This window comes from Sphingobium aquiterrae, assembly GCF_037154135.1.
GTDB classification, from domain to species: domain Bacteria; phylum Pseudomonadota; class Alphaproteobacteria; order Sphingomonadales; family Sphingomonadaceae; genus Sphingobium; species Sphingobium aquiterrae.
The window spans coordinates 1-20,750 of the sequence record NZ_JBANFL010000010.1 but is presented as its reverse complement, the minus strand read 5'-3'; the positions used below and the strand labels follow the sequence as shown (position 1 = coordinate 20,750).

The following is a 20,750-nucleotide window of genomic DNA, read 5'->3' as shown; positions in this document are numbered from 1 at the left end:
GTCGCAAGCGCATAAACTGACAAACATGGTGCTTTTCTTGCCAAGCACCTGCCGCTACGTGTAGGATCGTTTTGATAGTCATCAGAGGAAGAAGGCTGAGGAGCCTGTCGGACTCCTCAGGGCGGCCACCGGCCGGCACAAGAACATGGAGCGAGACAACCGTGAACCCAAAAACTGTTCGAGTCACCTACCTGCGGCAAATTGCAGATCAAGCGGCTGAACTTGGCGTGGATACCGTGGCGTGGCTGGCCATTTCCGGCCTCAAGCAAGATGACCTTGCCAATGCGTCGGCTGTAGTTGCCGTCGAAAAATTTGGAGAGCTGATCGCCAGCGCCGTCAATCTGTCAGGCGAGACGGGCTTCGGGGTGTTGGCTGGGCGTCGCTTGCTTACAGCCACTCATGGCGTTCTCGGCATGGCGGCTGCGGCAAGCCGTAACATCCGTGAAGCCATGCAACTCGTAGCGCGCTTTGTCTGCACCCGAACGGAGGTTATTGGTATTCAGGCCCGGGAGTTGGATGGAACTCTGGAGGTCCGGTTTAAACCAGCGATCGGTCTGGGTTCTGCAAGCAACACGGTGACGGAAATAGCGATGGTTGCAGTCAAAAATATCGCCGACGACTTACTTCTGAGTCGCAATGCCTGTGATATGGTTTGCTTTCAATTTCCAGAGCCTTCTCATGCGGCACTGGCACGCGATGTTTTTGGCTGCACAGTTCTATATGATCGGGAATGGTCCGGTTTATCTTTTGCTCTTGCTGCTGCCGAGGAAGTCACCCCGAAATACGATCCATTGGTTCTGACAGAGGCCGTGCGTTTCTGCATCGAAGAGTTAAATGAAACAGGAGATAACAGGAGCGCGGGCTCGAAATTGGAGAAAATTGTTCTGGAACGGCTTCCGCCAATTCCTCATCTCACCGTATGTGCACGGCTGCTGAGCACGACGCCACGGACACTTCATCGGCGCTTGATCGAAGAAGGAACCTCTTACCGTGAAATAGTGGAATCAATTAGGCATCGCATGGCGTTAAAACTGCTCAGAAAAGGGTCTTCCATCAAAGAAGTGACCTATTTCTTGGGCTATGCGGACATCGCCAGTTTCAGGCGCGCATTCCGGCGCTGGGAAGGTATGGCGCCGTCGGATTGGACTACAAGAGTGCAAGAGCCGGCGGGTGAGTCCAGGTAATCGAGGGCTCCTAGAATGCGAATGCGCAGGGGACATTCGTCTGCGTCTCCGGCGTTGGGGATGGCCTGCATAACTCCCTGCGGCCCGTGATGGCGCGGCCTCGGGCGGTCCACTGCCTTTCCTTTCTTGCCAATAGCCGAGCTATTGGCCGCAAAAAGACGCTTTGTGGCCCCTCCCGGTCCGCACTACCACCGACTCGCGAGGATTGTGCAGGCCATCCTTAGGGAAATTACTTCTTGGCCTCGTCGATGGACTGGCGGATAGACGCATAGGTCTCGGAGAAAAGCCGTTGGGCTTCCCCATAGCTCTTTTTCGTGGTCTCCCATACCTCGGCCGAGGCTTTTGAGACCCGGGCCTTGGTTTTCTCCACATCTGCATTCAGTGCGGCAATACGCGCTTCAATGGCAGTGCGCTGATCCGCCGCGAGCTTGGCCGCGTCGGCACGCAATCCAGCGAGCGCTTTCTGCTGCGCATTCAGTTCAGCCTCCAGTACGGCACGCTGCGTAGCGATACTGGCCTTGCTTTCTTCAAGGTACTTGTCTCGGGCGGCCTGGAAGGCGGCCCAATCATTGTCGAGTGCCTGACGTGCTTCGGCGACCTGGGCATCGCTCCAGTTCTTTGCGTTGGCTGCGGCATCTTGAGCCCGGCGGCGATAGGCGTCCCGCTGCTTGCGCAGGTCCGCCAACGCCGCATCAGCCTTGGTGCGCGCCTCGCCCCGGAGCCTGCTGGCGTCTTTTTCCAGGGCAGTAATGTTGGCATCAAGCTGGGCCAGCCGATCCTGCGACCACGCCAGTGCTTGGTGAACCCTTGAGGGCTCCTTCTGTGCGGCGGCTGAATCGGCCTGTGCTTCTGCATTCTGTGCCAGGGCGGGAGGAGCTGACAGCAACGCTGTCTGAGCAAGCAGCGCCAAGGCGATTGTGGAAAAGCGAAGTTTCATGGTGATTTCTCCTGGTGAGCCAAAACAAAAGCAACGTGGCGCCTAGGTTCAGCGAACCTTGAAAAAGGCATCCTTGATCTTCTGGACCGTGACGGCGTGAGCGGCCTTGGCATCGGCAAACCCCTGCTTGACGGCACGCCAGGATTCATCGCCAGCATCCTTGACCTCACCGATACGCGCCTGGAACTTCTCGGCCTCGATGGAGAGGCGATCGAACGCGGCATCGAGTTCGCCGCGGGCCTTCTCGACGGCATCGGCCGCCTGGTCACCCAAATCCTTCAGGGAGTTTTGCCACGCTTGCCGCTGTGCGCGCGCACGGACGATGACGATGTTGCGCACGGTTTTCACCTCGTCGCCGGTCGTGCTGACAAACTGCTGGAGGGCGGACTCGACCTCGATCCATTCGGCTTCGAGCTTGTCCTGAATCTCGCTCGCTTCCTGCTTTGCGGTGTCCGCCTGAGCGCGCAGATCATCGTAGTACTGCTGCAGCTTCGCGCGGGATGCCGCGAGGCGTGCGCGAGCTGCATCGGCTTGCTTGCGGGCATCCTCCTTGATATCGGCGGCCGATTTCTCGACCTGGGAGAGAATGGCATCGGTCTCATCGAGACGGTGCTTCGCCCATGCGATGGTCTGGTGTACGTAGGATTGGAGCGTCATGGTGCATTTCCTTTCAATGGGAGAGGGGTTGATGGAATCAAGCGGGGCCTGTTTTTCGGTCAGCGCCATCATCAGGCGACCGAACGGAAAGAAAGCCGCTTCGGCAGAGATCGCGGACCATGTCCGTGATTTGCCTGATGGCTTCGTTCTGAATGCTTTTCCAGTCCATGCCACGGAGCATTACGCCGCGCAGAAACCTGAAACTGAAAACTGCCGTCACAATTGCGATGACGCGCAGCCGCAGCGCCTCGTCATCGGAAGACCGGCCGCTAAACTGGCTGGCGGCATGTACCAGACGCTTTTGCAGCGGAGCGATCGCGCGTTCATGAATCAGGGCGAAGGCGTCGTCGTTGTCGTAAGCGCAGCGGGCCACGAATGCCGTCCAGGCGTGCGGCTCGGCTTCCTCCAGCATGGTGTGGAGCAGTTGGATCAGTGTGCGTTCGAAGCGAACGGAAAGCTCGACGTCCGAGGTATCGTCAAGCAAAGTTGCGGCCTCCGCGAAGCGATGGGCCGCATACTTGGCGATCATGTCCGCTGCAGCCAGATAGAGCTCCTTCTTGCTGCCGAAATGGTAGGGAATGGCCGACAGCGTGGTTTTGGCCGCCTGGGCCAGAGCGCGCGTGGTTGCCCCCTCGTAGCCAACGGCGGCGACAACGTCAACCGTCGCTTCAATCAACTGCGATCGGGTCTTGGCACTGCGCGCCTCGTGGCCGCTGGTTGATTCGGCATGACTTGACATACATCCTCCGATTGTTTCGATAAGAACATAGTTCATACGAACGAGCTTTTCAATGGCAATGAAACTGCGAAAAATCAGGAGCCCCGTGATCGGTGGCAACGGTCATAGGGGTCATCAAGCCGATGAGGAACTTCGCCTGGCTGATCCGAAACTCCTTCGATGGCATCGTCGCCTGGACCCAGACCCACCGGGCTGGCGGCCTCCTGGAAGCCCTGAACGGGCTCTTCCAGGTCACCAAGCGTCAAGCGCGTGGCCGGTTCTGCTTCGAGACCATGCGCGCCTTGCTCTTGCGCATCGCCGCTGGGCTCGACTTCGCCCGGATCAACCGGCATACCGCTGAACCCACTTGTCTCCCTGCTGCGAGGGTGCGACCGCGCACTGGGGCGAGCGAGCGCCGCCATTCTGTGCCACCAGACATGCAGCAGCGCCGACGAAGTGCCCGGGGGCACGTCACGCCCCAGCGCCGACTCGAACGCCCAAAGCCGCGCAAGGTAGGCCTGCACATGGCGTGCCTCCAAGCGCTGCGGGTTGATCCGCCCGTAGGCTTCCACGAGCTGGGTGAACAGCGCACGCAGGCGATAGGTGCGAGGGCGCGGATCATCCTCGGCATGCTCGGTGGCGAGTCGGGCAAGTTCGATCCCGCGATCGACGAGGCGGTAGAACGCCGCTGCGGCGGGAAGGTTCCCCAGGCGTTCGATCCGCGTGAGCGGCAGCTTCACGTAGGCCGCGAGCAGGCGCCGCAGATCGGCGAGGATGGCCCGTTCCAGCGCCAAGTGGGGACGGCCCGCGGCGGGCGAAGCGGGCCAGCATGCCCGCAGGTCCTCCACGTAGAGCTGCCGGTCGCCGAAGTAACTGGTGACCTGCCGGGCCACCGCCTGTTCGAGCGCGTCTGGCTGCGCATCGCCCAGGACGCGCGCCATCGAGCGCAGCGGCTGCCCCATCGACAGCGGGAAACGGGAGAAGCGGTAGCTTGCCTGCGTTCCAGGCAACAATCGGTAGGCCACCAGCTCTTCCCGCAAGGCAGGGTCTTCCTCGAAGCGTGCCCGCATGCGCTCGAACAGGTCCAGCGGCATGTTCGGCAAACCCGCCCGGTCGTACAGGGAACGGCCGTCGTAGCCACCGGCGGCGAGAATGCGCCCCACCACGTCGGCGCAATTGAGATCGTTCCTGCTCCAGCGCAGGCTGGCGTCCCGGAATCCGGTTTCGATGCGGTGCGCCTCGGCCACCATCGCCGCACGACGCCCGGCGGGAATGCCCTGGACCCGCAACCCGAGCGTCTCACGGCCATAAGCCATGCCGTAGGTGTTGGTGTGGACTTGCGAACGGGACGGGCGATCGATGCCGTACAGGTAATCCGGCAGGCTCACATGCTGCAGGAAGTTCGGATCGACGGACGGGTCAGCGATGTAGTTCGCGCTGTAGACGATGCCGCTGATGCGGATGGCCAGATGCCCGAACGGGTTTTCGAGCACGACCCGTTGCGGCGTTTGCGAGGTGGCATAGGACAGCAGCAGTTCGACCTCTGCCGGCGCTTCGGCATCCAGTTTCGCCAGTGCCTGGCCGATGCCCTGGACGGGCGCGCCGTTCTCGACGCCGAAGTCGGGCAGTGGGCGGGCCGGCCTGAAGCCTTCGTCGAGCGCAAACCGGACGATGCTCGCGATGTCGATGCTCTGCCGGAACTCCCTCTGCGCACGCAGCATTGCCTCGCGCTGGGCGGGCTCGCACAGAAGGTCCACCGCGAACTTCCCCGCGTCGTCGGCGCTGGCCGCAAACCTGGCCAGGCCCTGGCGCTGGAACAGGGCGGCGTTCTCGCGCTCGTGGCCGCTGATGACGTCGAGCAGCACGGTCGGCACCCCGAGGGCAAAAGCCTCTGCCGGCGTCATCCCGCCGGCCTTGGTGACCAGAATGTCGGCGGCGGCCATGCAGGCCGCCATGTCGCTGCGCGGCAGCAAGCCCAGCGGCTTCAATGTCGCGCTCTCCGGCAGCTTTCCCTGCAGATCGGCGAGCACTTCGTGCTGCCTCGAATTCGTGCCGCACACCGCGATGATCTGCAGGCGCCCCGGGCAGTGGCGCACGACGCTGCCGATGACCCCGGGATAGTCGCCCACCCCTTCCTTGCCGCCGGTCAGCAGCAGTGTCGGCACGTCCGCCGACAGCCCAAGGCCCTGGAGCGTGGCGCGGCGGGCATCTGCGGATCTCTCTGGAATCCGCACCGGCATGCCGCTGGTAACGACCTTGTCGGCCGGAACGCCTGCTGCCAGCCAGCGCGTTTCCAACTCCGGGTGGGCAAGAAAGGTACGGTCGATCCGCTTGGAGATGCGCGGGAAATAGCCCTCGAAAAAATCCGTGTGCAGCCAGCCGATTCTCGTGTCGGACAGCAGCCCTTTCTCCCGCAAGGTTCCCAACACCTGGGCGGCCCCGTAATGGGTGGCGAGAACTGCATCCGGCCGCTGTGCGGTCAAGTAGGCCAATACGCTTTCTTCCGGATAATCGTTGGGCAGCATCGACAGCGAGGGCGCACGGCTGCCGCGCGTCTGCATCGCACGGAACAGGCTCTCGAAGCACTCCGGCAGATGGTTGGCGACGAACCAGTACAGGCGCTCATCGACCCGTCGCCACACCGGATGCATGAAGGTGCGGATATCCTGCAGCAGCACCGGGGTCGTCGGAGATTGCCGCTTTATCTCGTCCCGAATGGATTGCGCGGCACTGATGTGGCCGTATCCGATGGAGGAGTAGAAGATGACGACCTTCCCGGTGGTGCTCATCGCCCTCTCCCGCTGCGCAGAATGAAAAGCAGAAGTCATATGCTGCCGATCATGTAGCCCGTGAGCAGATAAGGACATGGACAGCACCGGCGGTGCCAAGCATGTGAATGGGATCTTTTCTCATGAAATGGGACTCTCTTGTTTCACTTGGTATTGGTCAGGATGCCGGCATGTGGTTCCCGGGGGGGTGCCCCGTCGCATTGATTCTTGCCGCGATCAGTTCAGCGAGTTCGAGTGGATGGCCGTTCCCTGTGGCCGTCGCGATGGTCCGTGCTCCCTGCATTGCTTGGCGGCACAGGTCGAGTGCTGAACGTTGGACGGTCGTGCGCGCCACGAAGTCGTCCATGACATCGGCTTCCTGCAACAACACGCAACTTGCAACGAGGGTTTCTCCGTAGCGCCGCGCTACTTTGGCTAGAGAATCAGAGTAGCCTGCGAGAGTGGCCCCTGTGGCGCCAGCCGCCTCACCCAGCGGCACGGCCAATCTTTGACGAGTCCGCAACCATTGTGCTGGATCGTCGCCTGTGATCTGCACATGCTTCAGGTTGGTGGCCTCCAACTCAGCCGCCCGGTTGACCGCATCGGCAACCAGGGCCAGGACTTGAAGGTCATCGCAACGCACCAGCAAGCGGAAGGCACCTGTGGTCAGGTAGTCCCCCGCCAGCACGGTGGCCGCATTGCCGAGCAGCGCAGATGAGCCGCGCGCCGCATCGACGTGGGCATGCAATTGCTGCAAGCTGATGTAGATCAGGTCCAGCGCGGTACCGGCGTTGATGCCCTGCTGCCCGGAATGGATGCTGCAAGTCACCAGTGCCCGGATCGGTATCTGCTGGTCCGACAGCAACAGGCGCACGGCAAGCTGCACGGGCGCGGCCTCACAGGTCAGGGTACCCGCCACGGCGGCGCGGACGCCGGTCATTACAGTCTCGGTAAAGCTCATGAGATGAGAGTCAGCCATGGGTTGACGTTTCTGCCCAGCGAGCCAACTGCTCGGCTGCGCAGCGATAGCCGATCTCGACGATTTCCTCGGCGCGGGCGAATTGGAGGAAGCGGATGTGACCCAGGGGCGGCTGGATGAGGATGTCGGGTTTTTCCAGTTCGAGACGGGCCTGCGTGATGCGGGTCTCCATCACATTGATCGATGCGAGCAGCACTTCGAAGATGTTGGGGGCCGGCTCTTCGACCGAAGCCCAGCGGGCCAATTGGGCAGAACCCGGAATTTCATGAGCAAGCATGCGCTCCTTGATCCACTGAATAGCCTGCCGATAACCCTCAACCCAGTCGCCCATTTCCGTCAGTCGGCCTGGCGGCAGTACGGGCTTGAAGTTCTTCCCGGAAACGATCTCATGGTTGAGATCAACCGCGATGACAACGTCGGCTCCCATAGCGCGCGCCACGCTAACCGGCACCGGGTTGACAAGGCCCCCATCAACCAGGATCCGGCCGTTACTTCGTATTGGCGTGAAGACACCGGGTACGGAAATGCTGGCGCGCACGGCATCAATGACATCGCCGCTGGCCATGGTGAGTTCCTCGCCGCTAACAATGTCGGTGGCCACGGCAGCAAACCGTTTTGGCAGCTCCTCTATGCGCGCGGATTGCACGTACTCACGCACCAGATCGCTGACCTTGGCACCGTCCAGCAGCCCGGACTTGGGCAGCACAACATCGAAAAAGGCAACTGTTTTCTTCCAGTCGAAGGACTGAAATACCGCTTCGAGTTCATCCAGCTTGCCAGCGGCGTAAACAGCGCCAACCAGCGCGCCCATGCTGGTGCCGGCGATGAAGTCGATCTCGATGCCGGCTTCCTCGACGGCCCGCAGCACGCCGATGTGCGCGAGCCCCCGCGCGGAGCCGCTGCCCAGCGCCAAACCAATTTTTGGTGCGAACCCGTTTGAAGCTTTGCCATCAGCGAACTGCATCATCTTCCGCCCTTGCCACCACGCCAGATGGAGACCAGCACCCAGATGCCACCAATGACGGCAGCGATGAAACCGAGCAGTCCGAAAGAGGGCAGGCCCGGCAGGGAGGGTTCGCGCACGACGCTCATAACGATGGCCGACCCGACGATCAGAGCGGCGGTGACGATGCTTATCGCCAGGCGGCTGACGGCGCGATCTAGCTGATCGCCGACCCGCCTCAGATGGGTGACGTCGATGTGCACTTCCAGCCGGCCGCGGCGGGCGGCTCGCAGCAGCCGGGAGAGGTCCTGGGGCAAGCCTGCCAGCAACGAGAAGATGTCACCGGCCGCCCGCCGCCCCCGTCTGAGCAGCGCTGCGGGGGAGTAGCGCGCGTGCATGGCACGCTCCAGCAGCGGCAGTGCATGGTTGGCCATGTCAAAGCCGGGATCGAGTTCACGACCCAAGCCTTCCAGTGTGACGAAGGCTTTGATCAGCAGGGACAGATCGTTGGGCAGGACGAGGTGATGCTGGCGCGGGATCGCCACGAGGTCGGACAACATGGCGCTCAACCGCAATTGCTTCAGCGGCACGCCGTGGTAGCGATCGATGAAAGACCGGACTTCCAACAACAGATCCTGCTCATTTGCCACGCCGTCGCTCGTCCATTCGAGCATGACGTCGGCGACGCCGCCGGCGTCGTTCCTCACCAGCCCCAGCAGCAGGCGGATCAACTGGTCGCGGCGTTCCTCCGCCAGCCGGCCGACCATGCCGAAGTCGATGAAGGCGATACGGTTGCCCGGCAAATAGAACACGTTGCCCGGATGGGGATCGGCGTGAAACAGCCCGTCCTCGACGATCATCTTCAGTACCGCATGGGCGCCACGCCGTGCGAGCACCTTGCGGTCCAGGCCGGCCTGGTCAACGGCCTGAAGCCTGCGCCCGGAAATACCACCGATGAATTCCTGTACGCAGACCCGCTCGCCGGTCCACTGCCAATACACGCGGGGAATGACGATGATGGGAGGTGCGCCATCCGCGTCCGGCTTTTCCTTGCCCGGGACGACAGGGGGAGCATCCTGATCGGTATAGCCGGTGAAGTTCCCGGCGATGCGTTCGGCATTGCGGCATTCACCGGCGAAATCGAGTTCGTTGCGCAGCGACTGTGCGAACTGGCGCACCATCTCGCGCGGATGCAGGACGCGCCATTCCGCGCTCTCCGTCTCGGCGAGTTCGGCCAGGCGTGCAAGCCAGCGCAGATCGGCTTCCAGAATGGGCCGAATGCCGGGCCTGCGCACCTTGACCACGACTTCGCCGCCGTCGTCGAGACGCGCCCGATGCACCTGCGCAATGGAAGCGGCCGCCAAGGGCTCGGGATCAAAGGCCGCGAAGATTTCCTCGGGGGGCGCGCCGAGGTCTTCGCTGAGCTGCTGGTATACGGCTGCCCAGGGGGCGGGCGGCGCGCTGTCCTGCAATTTCCCGAATTCGGCGGTCCACTCGGGTTCGAGCAGATCGACCCGGGTAGCGAGCACCTGGCCGAGTTTGACGAAAGTCGGCCCCATCTCCTCCAGCGCCCGCCGCACTCGTTCGGGGGGCGTCATGTGGGCGAAGTCTGCCGCTTCGCTCCAGTGCAGTGCCGTCCCCGCCCGCTCCAAGGCGTTGGACAGCCCCATCCGGCGCACCATGTCGCCAAACCCATAGCGGATCAGGATCGAGGCGATTTCATGCAAACGCCGTAGATCACGCATCGCGGTCAGTGCCTGCCAGAGCATTGCGTTTCCTCATTTTTTCGGGGGCTGGTTGGTGCCACCGCCCAGCGCCGCGTACAGCCCGACTTGGCTTGACAATGCCGCCCTGCGCACCTGCACCAGTTGCTGCTCGACGGCAAGCAGGTCGCGCTCGGCGTCCAGCACCTCCAGGTGCGCCGCCGAACCGGCATCGAACAGCATCCGCGCCAGTTTCAAACGCTCGCTCTGCGCGGCGTGGGCCTGGCGCGCCACGGCGAGTTGCTCGGCGAGCTTCTGCCTTGCGGCCAGGGCGTCGGAAACGTCGCGAAACGCTGCCTGGATGGCGCGCTCGTATTCGGCAATGGCGATGTCGCGCCGCACGACGCTGACGTCGAGATTGGCCTGTCGCATGCCGGCATCGAAGATCGGCAGTTCGATCGTCGGCTGGAACAGCCATGCCCGGGTGCCCGACGAGAACAGGTCGCTCAGGCTGGTGCTGACCGTGCCGGCGGCGCCGGTCAGTGCGATGCGCGGGAAGAATGCGGCGCGCGCCGCACCGATGTTGGCCTGGCGCGCCCGCAGCGCATGCTCGGCGGCCAGGATGTCCGGGCGGCTCGCCAGCAGGTCCGAGGGCAGCCCGGGCCTCAGTTCGGGCATGACCAGGGCTTCATCCATCGGGGCCGATGGCGGCGGCAATCGGGGGTCGCTGCCGAGCAGCAGCGCCAGGGCATTGCGCTGCTGTTCGCGCTGCAATTCGAGCTGCACCTGCAGGGCTTTGCCCTGGCTGAGCAGGGTGCGCACCTGGGTCAGCTCCAGCCGGGAGCCATGGCCCAGCTCAAAGCGTTTCTGGAAGATTTGCGCCAGCGACTGCTGGTTTTCCACCGTGCGCCTTGCCAGCGCGATGCGCTCGTCGAGTTCGCGCAGGCCCAGGTAGGCATCGGCGACCTGGGCGACCAGCGCCAATTCCACGGCGCGGTGGCCCTGCCCGGTGGCCAGCCATTGCTCGAATGCGGCGGTCTTCATGCTGCGTACGCGGCCCCACAGGTCCAGCTCCCAGCTGCTGATCCCTACCGTGGCCGCGTTGACCTCCAGGACCGAGCGGCCCGCCAGCGGCTGTAGCCCATCGGGCAGGCCGGCGCGGATCTGCTGCGCCCCCACGCCAACCATTGGCGCCTGCTGCGCACGCTGGATGCGGAAGGCGGCGCGCGCCTCCTCGGTGCGCAGCAGCGCCACGCGCAGATCGCGGTTGTTTTCCAGCGCGGTCTCGATCAGCGCCTGCAAGGCCGGGTCGGTGAAGTACGCGCGCCACGCCAGGTCAGCCGCGGCCGCAACGCCCGGCGTGTCGGGCTGCGTCCGCCAGTTCGATGCGACGGGGAGCGCGATGGGATCGAGCGCGGGCGCCAGCGAGGCGCAGCCGCTCAGCACCGCCAGCACCGCCAGCGTGCCGACGAGCCGATGGCGGGCCGATGGGCCGGTCTCATGGCCTGCGCGGGCTTGGCGGCGGCGGGGGGACGATGTGCCGCGGTCATTCTCATGCATGGTCTGCTCCTGTGGCCGCCGGGGCTGTATGGCGCTTCGCATGCAGCTCATAGAGCAGCGGCACGACGAACACGGTCAGCGCGGTCGAGACCAGCGTGCCGAAGATCAGCGAGACGGCCAGCCCCCCGAAGACCGGGTCGGTCACCATGACGGCGGAGCCGAAGATGATCGCCAGCATGGTCAGCAGGATGGGCCGCAGACGCACCGCGCCGGCCTGGCGCACGGCCTCTCTCAGCGGCATGCCGCGCCGGATATTGTCCTGGATGAAGTCGATGATCAGCAGCGAGTTGCGGATCACCACGCCTGCCAGGGCGATGATGCCGACCATGGATGTGGCGGAGAAATCCACGCCCATCAGCCAATGCCCCGGAAAAATGCCGATGATGCCGAGCGGCACGGCCGACATGGCCACCAGCGGAACGATGAACGAGCGGTAGTAGGCGACCAGCGCGAAATAGATGATGAGCAAGGCGCCGCCGAGGGAGAGGGAGAGATCCCGGTACACGTCCAGCGTCATGCGCATCTCGCCGCCCCACAGCAACTGGTAGCCGTCGATGGTGTCGGGCACGTCCTCCTTGAAGCGCAGGTTGCCGGTGCGCAGCGGGCGTCCGTCCGGCGCGGTGATGCCATGCAGGCGCCGCTGCAGGTCGAGCACTGCGTACAGCGGCACCGAGTCCGACAGCTCCGCGCCGACGAAGGTAACCTTCTCGTTGTCGCGGTGCAGGATGGGGCGATCGACCGATGCGGGGACCACTTTGACCAACTCCGCCAGCGGCACGGGTCGGCCGGCGGCGTTGTCCACGAACACCCGGTCGAGCCGGGCGGGATCGACCTCGAAGCGGCGCGGCACGAAGGCCCTGACCGATACCGGCAGTTTCTCGTCCGGTACGTGGGCGCGGCCGAGCGTGGTGCCGCCATAGACCAGCGCCAGCGCCTCGGCAATCTGCGCAGTCGAGACGCCGGAGAGCGCGGCCTTGTCCTTGTCCGGCACGATGCGGTGTTCCCGCACATCTTCCGGTTCGGTGTCGGTGATGTCGACGGTGTCGTAGGTTTGTGCGAAGGCCTCGCGCACCTGGGCCGACAACGTGCGCAGCCCCTCGGCGTCGGGGCCGTAGACTTCCGCCAAAACGGTCGAGCGCAGCGGCGGACCCGGCGGCTGCTCCACCAGCGCGACCTCGGCACCGGGCCAAGCAGCGCGGACCGCTTCCACTCGAGGGCGCAGTTCGCGCACGACGTCGATGGAGCTTTCCTTGCGGTGACGCTTGTCGGTGAGGTTGACGCGGATTTCCGCGACGTGGCTGCCGGCACGCGCGGCGGTACCCTTGAACAGACCGCTGAAGTCGGCCACACCTGCCTGGCCGACCCAAGTCTGGTAGTTGAGCACGTGTGGTTCCCGCGCCAGCACCGCGGTCACTTGGCGCACCAGGCGATCGGTGTCTTCCACCGGTGTGGTTTCCGGCATCGAAACCACCACGTTGAAGGTGTTCTGGTCATCCTTGGGCAGAAAGCCGATCGGCACGCCCAGCGCGGACACGGCCCCGCCCACGCCCGCCGGGCGGACGAACTGCCAGCCGCCTTGCATCAGCGAAACCGCCATCAGCAGCAGAACCGCCAGAGCGAAGCCGATGCGCACGTTTCTGCGCTGCTGCAGAGGGCCGAACAGGCGCAGGTAGAGGCGCTCGATCCGTCCCGGCGTGCCGTGACCATGGACAAGCTGTCCGTGTTCGGTTTCCGGCCATGATGATTCTTCCCGCAGGACTTCGTGGCGATGAAGCCAGCGATTGGACGCCCACGGCACGACGATGTAGGCCACCACGATGGAGGCGGCCATGGCGACAGGCACGGTGACCGCTATCGGGAAAAAATACTGGCGCGGCATGCCGGTCAGGGCCAGCAGCAGGGTGATGAAGACCAGCATCACCGCAAAGGTGGCCAGATTGGTGGCGTTGCCGATCTCGTTGGTCGCCAGCACGGTTTCCGCCTGCTTGTCTGCCTTCGGTTTGCGGCTGGCGTAGTGGCGGTGGATGTTCTCGATGACCACGATGGCGGCATCCACCAGCAGCCCCAGCGCCAGGATCAGGGCGAACAGCGTGACGCGGTTGATGGTGACGCCGCCGAGCAGGTTGGCCGTCAGCGTGATGCCCATGATCAACGGCACCGTGATCATCACGATCAAGGCCTCGCGCCAGCCCAGGAAGAGGATCAGCACCAGGCCCACGGTGACGAGGGCGATCGCCAGGTGTTCCAGCAGCAGGTTGACCGCGTCGTCGGCCTTCTGGCCGTCGTTGCGCGTCACCACGACCTGGATGTCCTGGGGCACGAAGCTGGCCTGCATGCGCTGCATGCGGTCGATCACTGCGTTGGCGACCAGCACGGCATTGGTGCCCTTCTTTTTGGCCACAGCGATGGTGACGGCGGGCAGGTCTGTGGCATCGGCCGTGCCAAAGCGTGGATCGCCGGGGCCGAAAGAGAGGCGGCTGGCCGTGGCCGGCTCCGACGGCGGGCCGTCGGTAACGGTGGCCACGTCGCGCACGTAAACCGGCCGCTTGTCGCGCACGGCGACGAGCTGGTTGCGCACATCCTCGGCCGAAGTGTAGGCCGCATCCAGCTTGATGGCTTGTACCTGACCGTCACGTACGGTGGGCTGCAGTGGCAAGGTCAGGTTGCTGGCTGGGAAGGCCGCTCGGGCTTGGCCCAGGGTCACGCCGTAAGCCTGCAGGCGATCGGGGTCCAGTTCGATGGTGATTTCGCGGTGCTGCCCGCCGCGCAAGGAAACCACCGAGACATTTTCGGTACTGCGCAGGCGCTCGGCCATGCGTTCGGCCATGCGGTTGAGCGCGTAGTCATCGTATTTCGACGAAGCCAGCGTGAAGGTGACGATCGGCACGTCGTCCGCGTCGATGCTTTGCACCAGTGGCGTCGTGGCGTCGGCAGGCAGCCAGGCGCGGCTGGCCATCACGCGGTCATAAAGCTTGACCAGTGACTGCTCCTTCGATTCGCCGACCTTGAATTGCACCTGAACGATTCCCTGCGAGTTGCGGGAAGTGCTCTCGATGTGATCGACGCCGGACAGTTCGCTCAGAATGCCTTCGAGGGGCGTGACCACCAGCGCTTCGACCTCACTGGCAGAGGCGCCCGGCAGGCCGACCATCACGGCGGCAGCGGGCACGATGATCTGCGGGTTTTCCTCGCGCGGGGTCTGCAGCACCGCCACGACGCCCATCAGCGCCACGGCGATGATGAAGACCAGCGTGAGCTTGGAGGTGATGAAGTGCTTCGCGAGAAAACCCGCGAAGTTCAGGCGCTGCTGCGTCATCGCGCGCCCCCGGCGGCCTGGACCGGCATGCCGTCATGGACGGTGTCGGCGACGCTGGCGAGAATGGTTTCTCCGTCCGACAGGCCGGCGCTCACCTCCACCCCATCGCCCAGGCGCTGGCCGGTGCGCAGCCAGCGAAAACGCGCCACACCGTCCTGCAGCACGAACACGCCGTCCAAGCCACCGCGCCGAACGAGGGCCGCACGCGGCACCGTGACGGCCCGTTTCTCGTCCAGCAGGATTTCGAGGCGGCCGAACATTCCCGGCAGCAGGCGCGCGTCCCGCGGCAGCACGATGTCCACCTCGTAGCGGCGGGTCACGCCATCACCCGACGGCACAACACCCCGGACCCGTCCCTTGAGCCGCTCATCGCCCAGCGCGTCGATGCGCACGGGAATCGAGTCGCCGGCCTTGACTGCCGCCAGGCTGCGCTCGGGCACGAACGCCTTGAACAGCAAGACCTCACGCGACTCCACCGTCATCAGCGGCGCGCCGGGAGCGGCCATCTCGCCGCTGCGCCGGGCCACCGAGACGACCACGCCATCCACCGGACTGGTGATGGTCACGTAGTTGCGTTGCGCCTGTGCCGCCGCCAACGCCGACTGCGCTTGTTCCAGCGCCGCGCGGGTGGTTTCCTCCCGCACCCTGGACTTGCGCAGCGCATCGGCCGAGATCGCGCCAGCCGGCACCAGTTGCGCGTTCTGGCTCACGTCGTGCTGCGCATCCCGCCAAGCCTCCTGGGCGGCCTGCACGCCGGCGCGTGCCTGCGCGATGGCCGCGTCGATGTCAGAGGCGTCGATGCGCAACAGCAGGTCGCCGCGCCTGACCGCCTGGCCCTCGCGAACATCGAGTTGGCGAATGAATCCGGTCACGCGCGAAGCCACGTCGATGCGTCCATCAGAGACGACGCTGCCAGTCACATCGTTGGTAACAGGCCATCGTGCCTGCCGTACCACGACAACTTTCGCAGGCATCGGCGTGGATGCGGATCGAGGCGAGCTTGAGCCATCCGTGCAGGCGGCGAGCAGAAATACGCAGAGGGACAGCACAGCCACCCTGCACGCCTGCGTGCCCCTGCCTGTGCTCTGCGTGCCAGCCTCCCAGACCGACGGTACGGGGCTATGGCGGCCGAGTGCATAGGTAGTCAAGCGATTCATGAGTTCCTCGAAGTCTTGGTCATGTCAGATTCTAAACCAGTTCGTACGAACGAACTATATTTTTAATCAAATAATTTATTCAAACGCAGAACGAGTGGATGAGCTCCGTGCGCGCGATGCTTTCTTGATCGGAACGTGCGCAAGCCGTCCGTATCGTGTTGCAAAAAGCGTTTTGTTCACCGCCTCAACTGACCGCAGGCCCGCGCGTACGCCCCATCTCCCAAGACGCCCCGCCGCCGCGCACCGTGGCCGCGAGCTGCTGCCCCAGCCGCTGCTCGATCACCGGCTTCCACGGCACCAGAGCGAAGCCCATGCCGTCATCGAGCATCGCGTAGCGCCCGCTGGTGAGCATGACGGAGCGCCGATAGATGCCTGCCACGCGCTGCCCGTCAGCCACCGGGCGATGCCCCAGGCCCGTTTCGGCGGCTATGTCCTTCGCGGCCTGCACCAGCTCCCGGTTGCGCAGCGTGCCCAGCAGGTTGCGCGCAAGTATCACGCGCTGCCCGCGCCGCTCGGCCAGCCCCTGCTCGGCCAGAAAGTCTGCGCGCTGCTGCATCGCCTGCTTGGCTTGGCCACCAAAGCCCAGGTCGCCCAGGCCGGAGCCGCCGCCGATCAACTGCTGGTCGAGCCACGTGGCCCCGATCACGCGGGCCTGCCGCTCGATGGGCAGGTGCGATTTCAGCTCCACGGCCACGCCGCCGAGGCGCTGCGCGTCGTACTGGCGGCCACGCTCGGCCAGGTCGTCCGGCACCTTCCATAGCCCTTCCGCCACGCGCTCCACGATGCCGGCCCGGCGCAGGGCCTCCAGCCGGCGGACGTGGGCAGCGACGACTTCCTGCGGGTCGCGTCCAGGCTTGGCCCGGCCCTGCTCGATCGCCAGGTGATGGTCGGTGCGGTACAGGCCATCGCTCGCCAGCGCAGCGATGTTCCTGTCGGCCGCGCGCACGTCGGCCGATCCCTTCACCTCCACCACGGCACCGGTCGGATAGTTCGCCAGCTCGTCGCGGGCGTTGAGCGCGACGTAGTGGGCCTTGCCGTCCACCCCGTCGATGACCAGATAGCCCCGGTCGCGCAGCTCGTCAGCCAGCCCTTTCGCGGCCACGCGCCCGAGGATGGTTCGGCCACTTCCATCGGCATCCTGGCCCGGCTCGAACACTGCCAATTCGCGCGCCTCGCCGCGCATGGCCCGCTGCATGGTGCGGATGATGTCGCCACGCTCCCCCAGGGCGCGCAGGGTCTTTTCCGCATCGGCATGGACGGCCCAGGTGCCCGGTTGCGTCTCGTCGGCCAGGCCCAGGCGCTGCAAGCGTTGCAGGCGGCCGATCAGCAGCAGGCGCTGGCGTTGCAAGCGGGGTTCGTTGAGCCGTTCGACATGCACCAGGCCATCGTCGCCGGCCCCGCGCTTGAGCGTGCGATCCAGAGTCGTCCACCGCTCCTGATCCACATCGCGCTGCAAGGTCTGCTGGATCTCCAGTTCGGTGCGCGGCCCCAGCCACTCGGTCGCCAGCTCGGCGGCCCGGTGGCGGAAGCCATCGGCAATGTAGTCGCCCGCGATGATGAGGTCTTTGCCTGTGTCGTCGCGCCCGCGCACGACGATGTGCGTGTGCGGGTTGTCGGTGTTCCAGTGGTTGACGGCCACCCAATCGAGGCCGGTGCCCAGGTCGGCCTCCATGCGGCCCATCAGGTGCCGTGTGTAGGTGCGCAGGTCTTCCAGTTCCGCGCCATCCTCGGGCGAGAGGATGAAGCGGAAATGGTGCCGGTCGTCGGCGCAGCGTTCCTTGAAGGCGTCGAGGTCGGCGGTGTCGGTCTGCGACCCGTAGGCTTGGCCCCGCTCGCCGTCGCGTCCCACACCGTCGCGCTCGATGTAGCGCAGGTGCTTGGCGAGCGATTGCGGGCTGGCCCGCTGGTGGTTCACCAGCAGCGTCTTGATGGTCACGCGCCGCGATAGGGGCGTCAGCTTCGCCCCGGCGAAGCGCGCCGCCGTGTGGCCGCGCCCGAGCCGCGAGCCGGGCCGCTGGCCCGTGCCGCCCGCCGCGCCAGGACAGCGCACCGTGGACTTGCCGCCGCTGGCCTTGCCCGCCTGCTTGAGCACCTTGGAAACGAAGCTCCGCCCCTGGCCCTTGCCCCGGTTCTTCGGGGCGCTGGGGCGCACCCGGAAATCGTCGTCGCGGCGGTCGCTCATGGCTGCGCTCCCTGCAAGCTCTGGCGTGTCCTGTCGTGCGAAGCACGCGGACATGCCTGCATTGGCGCGGGCCTCGCGCCATACGCGGCACGGCGGCGAAGCCGCTCCGTGCCGCACCAACCCCACGTGCAGACTGGCTTTCGACGCGGCCTGGTGCCGCGTCCTTTTGTCTTGCCTTCCGCCTTTGCCCCTCGCTGGCGCTCCGGGCAGCGGCGGCCCGGCGGCGCTGCTGCGTGAGCAGCCAGCGCGCCGGCGAACGCGACGACGGCCATAGGCCGTGCGCGTACGAGGCAAGACGCCTGCACGTGGGAAGGCACCGCGAAGTGCAGCGCCCGATGCGCAGGATCGGTGCTCGCTCTGCACGCGCGACGACATGCAGAAAACCACCGGATCAGCACGCCCGATGGCACGATGAGATGCACGGCGACGTGCAGCGAATCGGCAGCCATCATGGGCGGTCCTCCAGCCAGATCGGGTGCGCGATGCCGATCACGGCGGATGCGCTGACCGGCCCGAAATACCGGCTGTCGAACGACGCCGGGTTGGTCACACTGAGCAGGAACAGTTCGCCGGGTTCAAGGCGACGGCATTGCTGCCAGGATGGCAGCGGCCGACGCCAACGATCAGCGGGCAGCACGGCGGCCGAAGGCACGCCGTCGATTCGGACGATGCCGCCAGCGATGCACACCTCCTGCGGCGCGACCGCACCCACGCGCTTGAGCAGCGGCACGCGCGCCGGCAGGTAGCCGCGCTGAGCGGCCAGCGCAGCGGCGTCTGGCGGAAGCGTGGTCAGGACGATGCTGTCCACGGCCAAAGGACGTGGCAGTGAGCCGGTGCCGTGGCCCAGCGGATCGACGCGATACCAGCCGGCGGCCACGCTGTCGGACGGGTTGTAGATCAGGCGCGGCAGCGGATGCACAAAGGACGCCCAGGCCAGCGCAGTGAGTCCGCAGGCGCCGAGGCCAGCGAGCACGATACGAGCGCGCAGGCGCGAGCGAGGACGCGGCGCCTCTCCTGTGCTGTTGGCGGCAGTGGAAACGGCGGTCATGGCAGCGCCCTCCCGGTCAGCCAGGCCGCGTGCCGCTCGGCGGTGTATTCGGGCAGCGGCAAGTGCGCGGCGAGCCGGTTGGCGAGCGTGCGCCAATACGCAGGCGAGGCATCGGTCGGCGCGATGCCTAGCGCCTCGATGGCGTCGATGCGCTCCAGCACAGCGCGCACTTGCCCGTCGCCATCGGCGTGCAGCAGCAGGCGCGCGCCCGGCTGCACGCCGGGGATGCGCTGCGCCGCGTCCAGCGGTGTGCAGGCTTGCATCACCATGAGCTGCCAGCGCACGGTGCCGAAATCGTTGGACTGCCAGCGCACGCGGCAGAACACCGCACCAGGCAAGAACACCGCGCTGCGCCGCCAACGGTCGAGCTGGTGCGTTCGCGCGGGTTCGCCGAAGCGCAGGTAGAGCTTGAAACGGGCCTCGATGTAGGCCAGCGCCACGCGCGTCAGCGGCGCGCTGGCGGGCTGGCCGGAAGGCGCGATGAATGATGGCTGTGGCGCAGCCGTGGCCGCGCCAGCGGCAGGCGCGGCAGCAGGTGCAGTGGATGCGGTCATGGTGTGTTCTCCCTGCGGTTCTCGGGAAACTCCCGCTCCAGCAGGCCGCGCAGCAGGTCGGCCATGGTCACGCCTTGCGTGAAGGCCGACACCTTGATGCGCGCACGCATGGCGGGCGTGATGTCGAGGGTGAGGCGCGCGGTGTAGAGGTTGCCCTTACCCAGCGCATCGGCGTCGCCCTGGCGAATCCACGCCTCGGCGTGAGCATTCGCGGGCGGACGCACGCCGATGCCGACGCGCTTTGCGCGGGGTGGCGGCTTCGCTGTCATGTAGGCCACCGCAGCAGTTCGTCCACCAAGGCGGTGATTTCGCGTGCGGCGGCGCTGTCCGGTCCCGTCTCGCGTGCAAGCCGGCCAGCGGACACGCTGTCGGCGAATACGATGCGCTGATGCACTTCCGCGCGCAGCGCCGGAAGCGGCTGGTCGGCGAGCGCCTGGCGCGCTTCGCGCCCGATCACGGTGGTGCTGACGCGCCGATTGATGACGAAGGCCGCGCGCAGCGCAGGCCGAAAGACTTGCGCCTCGCGGATCAGCGCCACCATCTCGGCGCTGGCCCACAGGTCGTAAGGGCTGGGCTGCACCGGGATCAGCACGCGCTCGGCCGCCAGCAGCGCGGAGCGCGCGAGGGCGGCGATCCGCGGTGGGCCGTCGATGACGACGTGATCGGCGCGTCTGGCGAGTTCTGGTGCCTCCTGGTGCAGCGTCTCGCGTGCGAGGCCCACGGCGCTGAACAGCCGTGGTAAGCCTTGCTGGCTTCTGCGTTGCGTCCAGTCCAGCGATGAACCCTGCGGGTCGGCATCGAGCAGCACGACGTGCTGGCCGCGCATCGCCAGCTCGCCGGCGATGTGGGTGGCGAGCGTGGTCTTGCCCACGCCGCCTTTCTGGTTGAGCAGCGCGACGATCATGGCGTGGCCCTCCAGACTGGAAAGCCAGGCTTTGCCTGTCGTGCAAAACGCTGTTCGCCGTGCCTGTCGCTTTCCCTTGAAGTGGAGTCTGGGCGGCGGGGAAAGGTGAGTCTTTCTGGACTCTTGGGCATGGTCTGATT

General features: G+C 65.5%; 15 protein-coding genes and 2 pseudogenes. 2 read left to right on the top strand and 15 right to left on the bottom strand.

What is annotated here, in order from left to right:
* The first annotated feature begins 161 nt into the window (after positions 1-161).
* Positions 162-1,184, top strand: coding sequence for an AraC family transcriptional regulator (locus WFP78_RS12090; protein WP_336962429.1), 1,023 nt, complete (start codon positions 162-164; stop codon positions 1,182-1,184).
* A 229-nt stretch (positions 1,185-1,413) separates the two neighbouring features.
* Here WFP78_RS12090 and WFP78_RS12085 read toward each other — a convergent pair whose 3' ends face one another.
* The 3 genes from WFP78_RS12085 to WFP78_RS12075 are packed head-to-tail and all read right to left on the bottom strand — an operon-like array spanning position 1,414 to position 3,553.
* Entirely contained in the window at positions 1,414-2,121 is a 708-nt protein-coding gene (locus tag WFP78_RS12085; protein ID WP_336962426.1) for a hypothetical protein, read from the bottom strand.
* Positions 2,122-2,169: 48 nt separating this feature from the next.
* A complete protein-coding gene (locus WFP78_RS12080; protein ID WP_124148775.1) occupies positions 2,170-2,778 on the bottom strand; it encodes a hypothetical protein in 609 nt (202 codons plus the stop codon).
* A 37-nt stretch (positions 2,779-2,815) separates the two neighbouring features.
* The gene (locus WFP78_RS12075; RefSeq protein WP_336962421.1) at positions 2,816-3,553 is read right to left on the bottom strand and encodes a CerR family C-terminal domain-containing protein; all 738 of its coding nucleotides are present in this window, start codon (positions 3,551-3,553) and stop codon (positions 2,816-2,818) included.
* 86 nt (positions 3,554-3,639) lie between these two features.
* Here WFP78_RS12075 and WFP78_RS23425 point away from each other — a divergent pair.
* Positions 3,640-3,738, top strand: a pseudogene (locus WFP78_RS23425) (hypothetical protein); the annotation flags it as partial.
* 1,560 nt (positions 3,739-5,298) lie between these two features.
* Here the strand turns inward: WFP78_RS23425 and WFP78_RS23420 are convergent.
* The 12 genes and pseudogenes from WFP78_RS23420 to parA form a co-directional block, all read right to left on the bottom strand.
* Positions 5,299-6,285, bottom strand: a pseudogene (locus tag WFP78_RS23420) (MGDG synthase family glycosyltransferase); the annotation flags it as partial.
* A 157-nt stretch (positions 6,286-6,442) separates the two neighbouring features.
* Entirely contained in the window at positions 6,443-7,225 is a 783-nt protein-coding gene (locus WFP78_RS12065) for an isoprenoid biosynthesis enzyme family protein (protein ID WP_336962415.1), read from the bottom strand.
* Between the two features lie 10 nt (positions 7,226-7,235).
* Positions 7,236-8,210 carry a patatin-like phospholipase family protein gene (locus WFP78_RS12060; protein ID WP_219339140.1) on the bottom strand — a complete coding sequence of 325 codons (975 nt, stop codon included), beginning with the start codon at positions 8,208-8,210 and terminating at the stop codon, positions 7,236-7,238.
* Entirely contained in the window at positions 8,207-9,955 is a 1,749-nt protein-coding gene (locus tag WFP78_RS12055; protein ID WP_336962407.1) for an ABC1 kinase family protein, read from the bottom strand. Before WFP78_RS12055 ends, WFP78_RS12060 begins: the two co-directional genes overlap by 4 nt.
* 9 nt (positions 9,956-9,964) lie before the next feature.
* On the bottom strand, positions 9,965-11,449 hold the full coding sequence (locus tag WFP78_RS12050) for an efflux transporter outer membrane subunit (protein ID WP_336962405.1): 1,485 nt from the start codon (positions 11,447-11,449) through the stop codon (positions 9,965-9,967).
* Entirely contained in the window at positions 11,442-14,765 is a 3,324-nt protein-coding gene (locus WFP78_RS12045; protein ID WP_336962403.1) for an efflux RND transporter permease subunit, read from the bottom strand. Before WFP78_RS12045 ends, WFP78_RS12050 begins: the two co-directional genes overlap by 8 nt.
* Positions 14,762-15,820: an efflux RND transporter periplasmic adaptor subunit gene (locus WFP78_RS12040; RefSeq protein WP_336962400.1), complete on the bottom strand. Its 1,059-nt coding sequence runs from the start codon at positions 15,818-15,820 to the stop codon at positions 14,762-14,764. The genes WFP78_RS12045 and WFP78_RS12040 overlap by 4 nt, the downstream gene beginning before the upstream one ends.
* A 286-nt stretch (positions 15,821-16,106) precedes the next feature.
* Positions 16,107-18,104: a relaxase/mobilization nuclease domain-containing protein gene (locus tag WFP78_RS12035; RefSeq protein WP_336962398.1), complete on the bottom strand. Its 1,998-nt coding sequence runs from the start codon at positions 18,102-18,104 to the stop codon at positions 16,107-16,109.
* A 448-nt stretch (positions 18,105-18,552) separates the two neighbouring features.
* Positions 18,553-19,152, bottom strand: coding sequence for a S26 family signal peptidase (locus WFP78_RS12030; RefSeq protein WP_336962396.1), 600 nt, complete (start codon positions 19,150-19,152; stop codon positions 18,553-18,555).
* On the bottom strand, positions 19,149-19,706 hold the full coding sequence (locus tag WFP78_RS12025; RefSeq protein ID WP_336962394.1) for a DUF2840 domain-containing protein: 558 nt from the start codon (positions 19,704-19,706) through the stop codon (positions 19,149-19,151). Before WFP78_RS12025 ends, WFP78_RS12030 begins: the two co-directional genes overlap by 4 nt.
* The gene (locus tag WFP78_RS12020; RefSeq protein ID WP_336962781.1) at positions 19,703-19,975 is read right to left on the bottom strand and encodes a chromosome partitioning protein ParB; all 273 of its coding nucleotides are present in this window, start codon (positions 19,973-19,975) and stop codon (positions 19,703-19,705) included. Before WFP78_RS12020 ends, WFP78_RS12025 begins: the two co-directional genes overlap by 4 nt.
* Positions 19,972-20,610, bottom strand: coding sequence for a ParA family partition ATPase (gene parA, locus WFP78_RS12015; RefSeq protein WP_336962392.1), 639 nt, complete (start codon positions 20,608-20,610; stop codon positions 19,972-19,974). The genes WFP78_RS12020 and parA overlap by 4 nt, the downstream gene beginning before the upstream one ends.
* Positions 20,611-20,750: the final 140 nt, after the last annotated feature.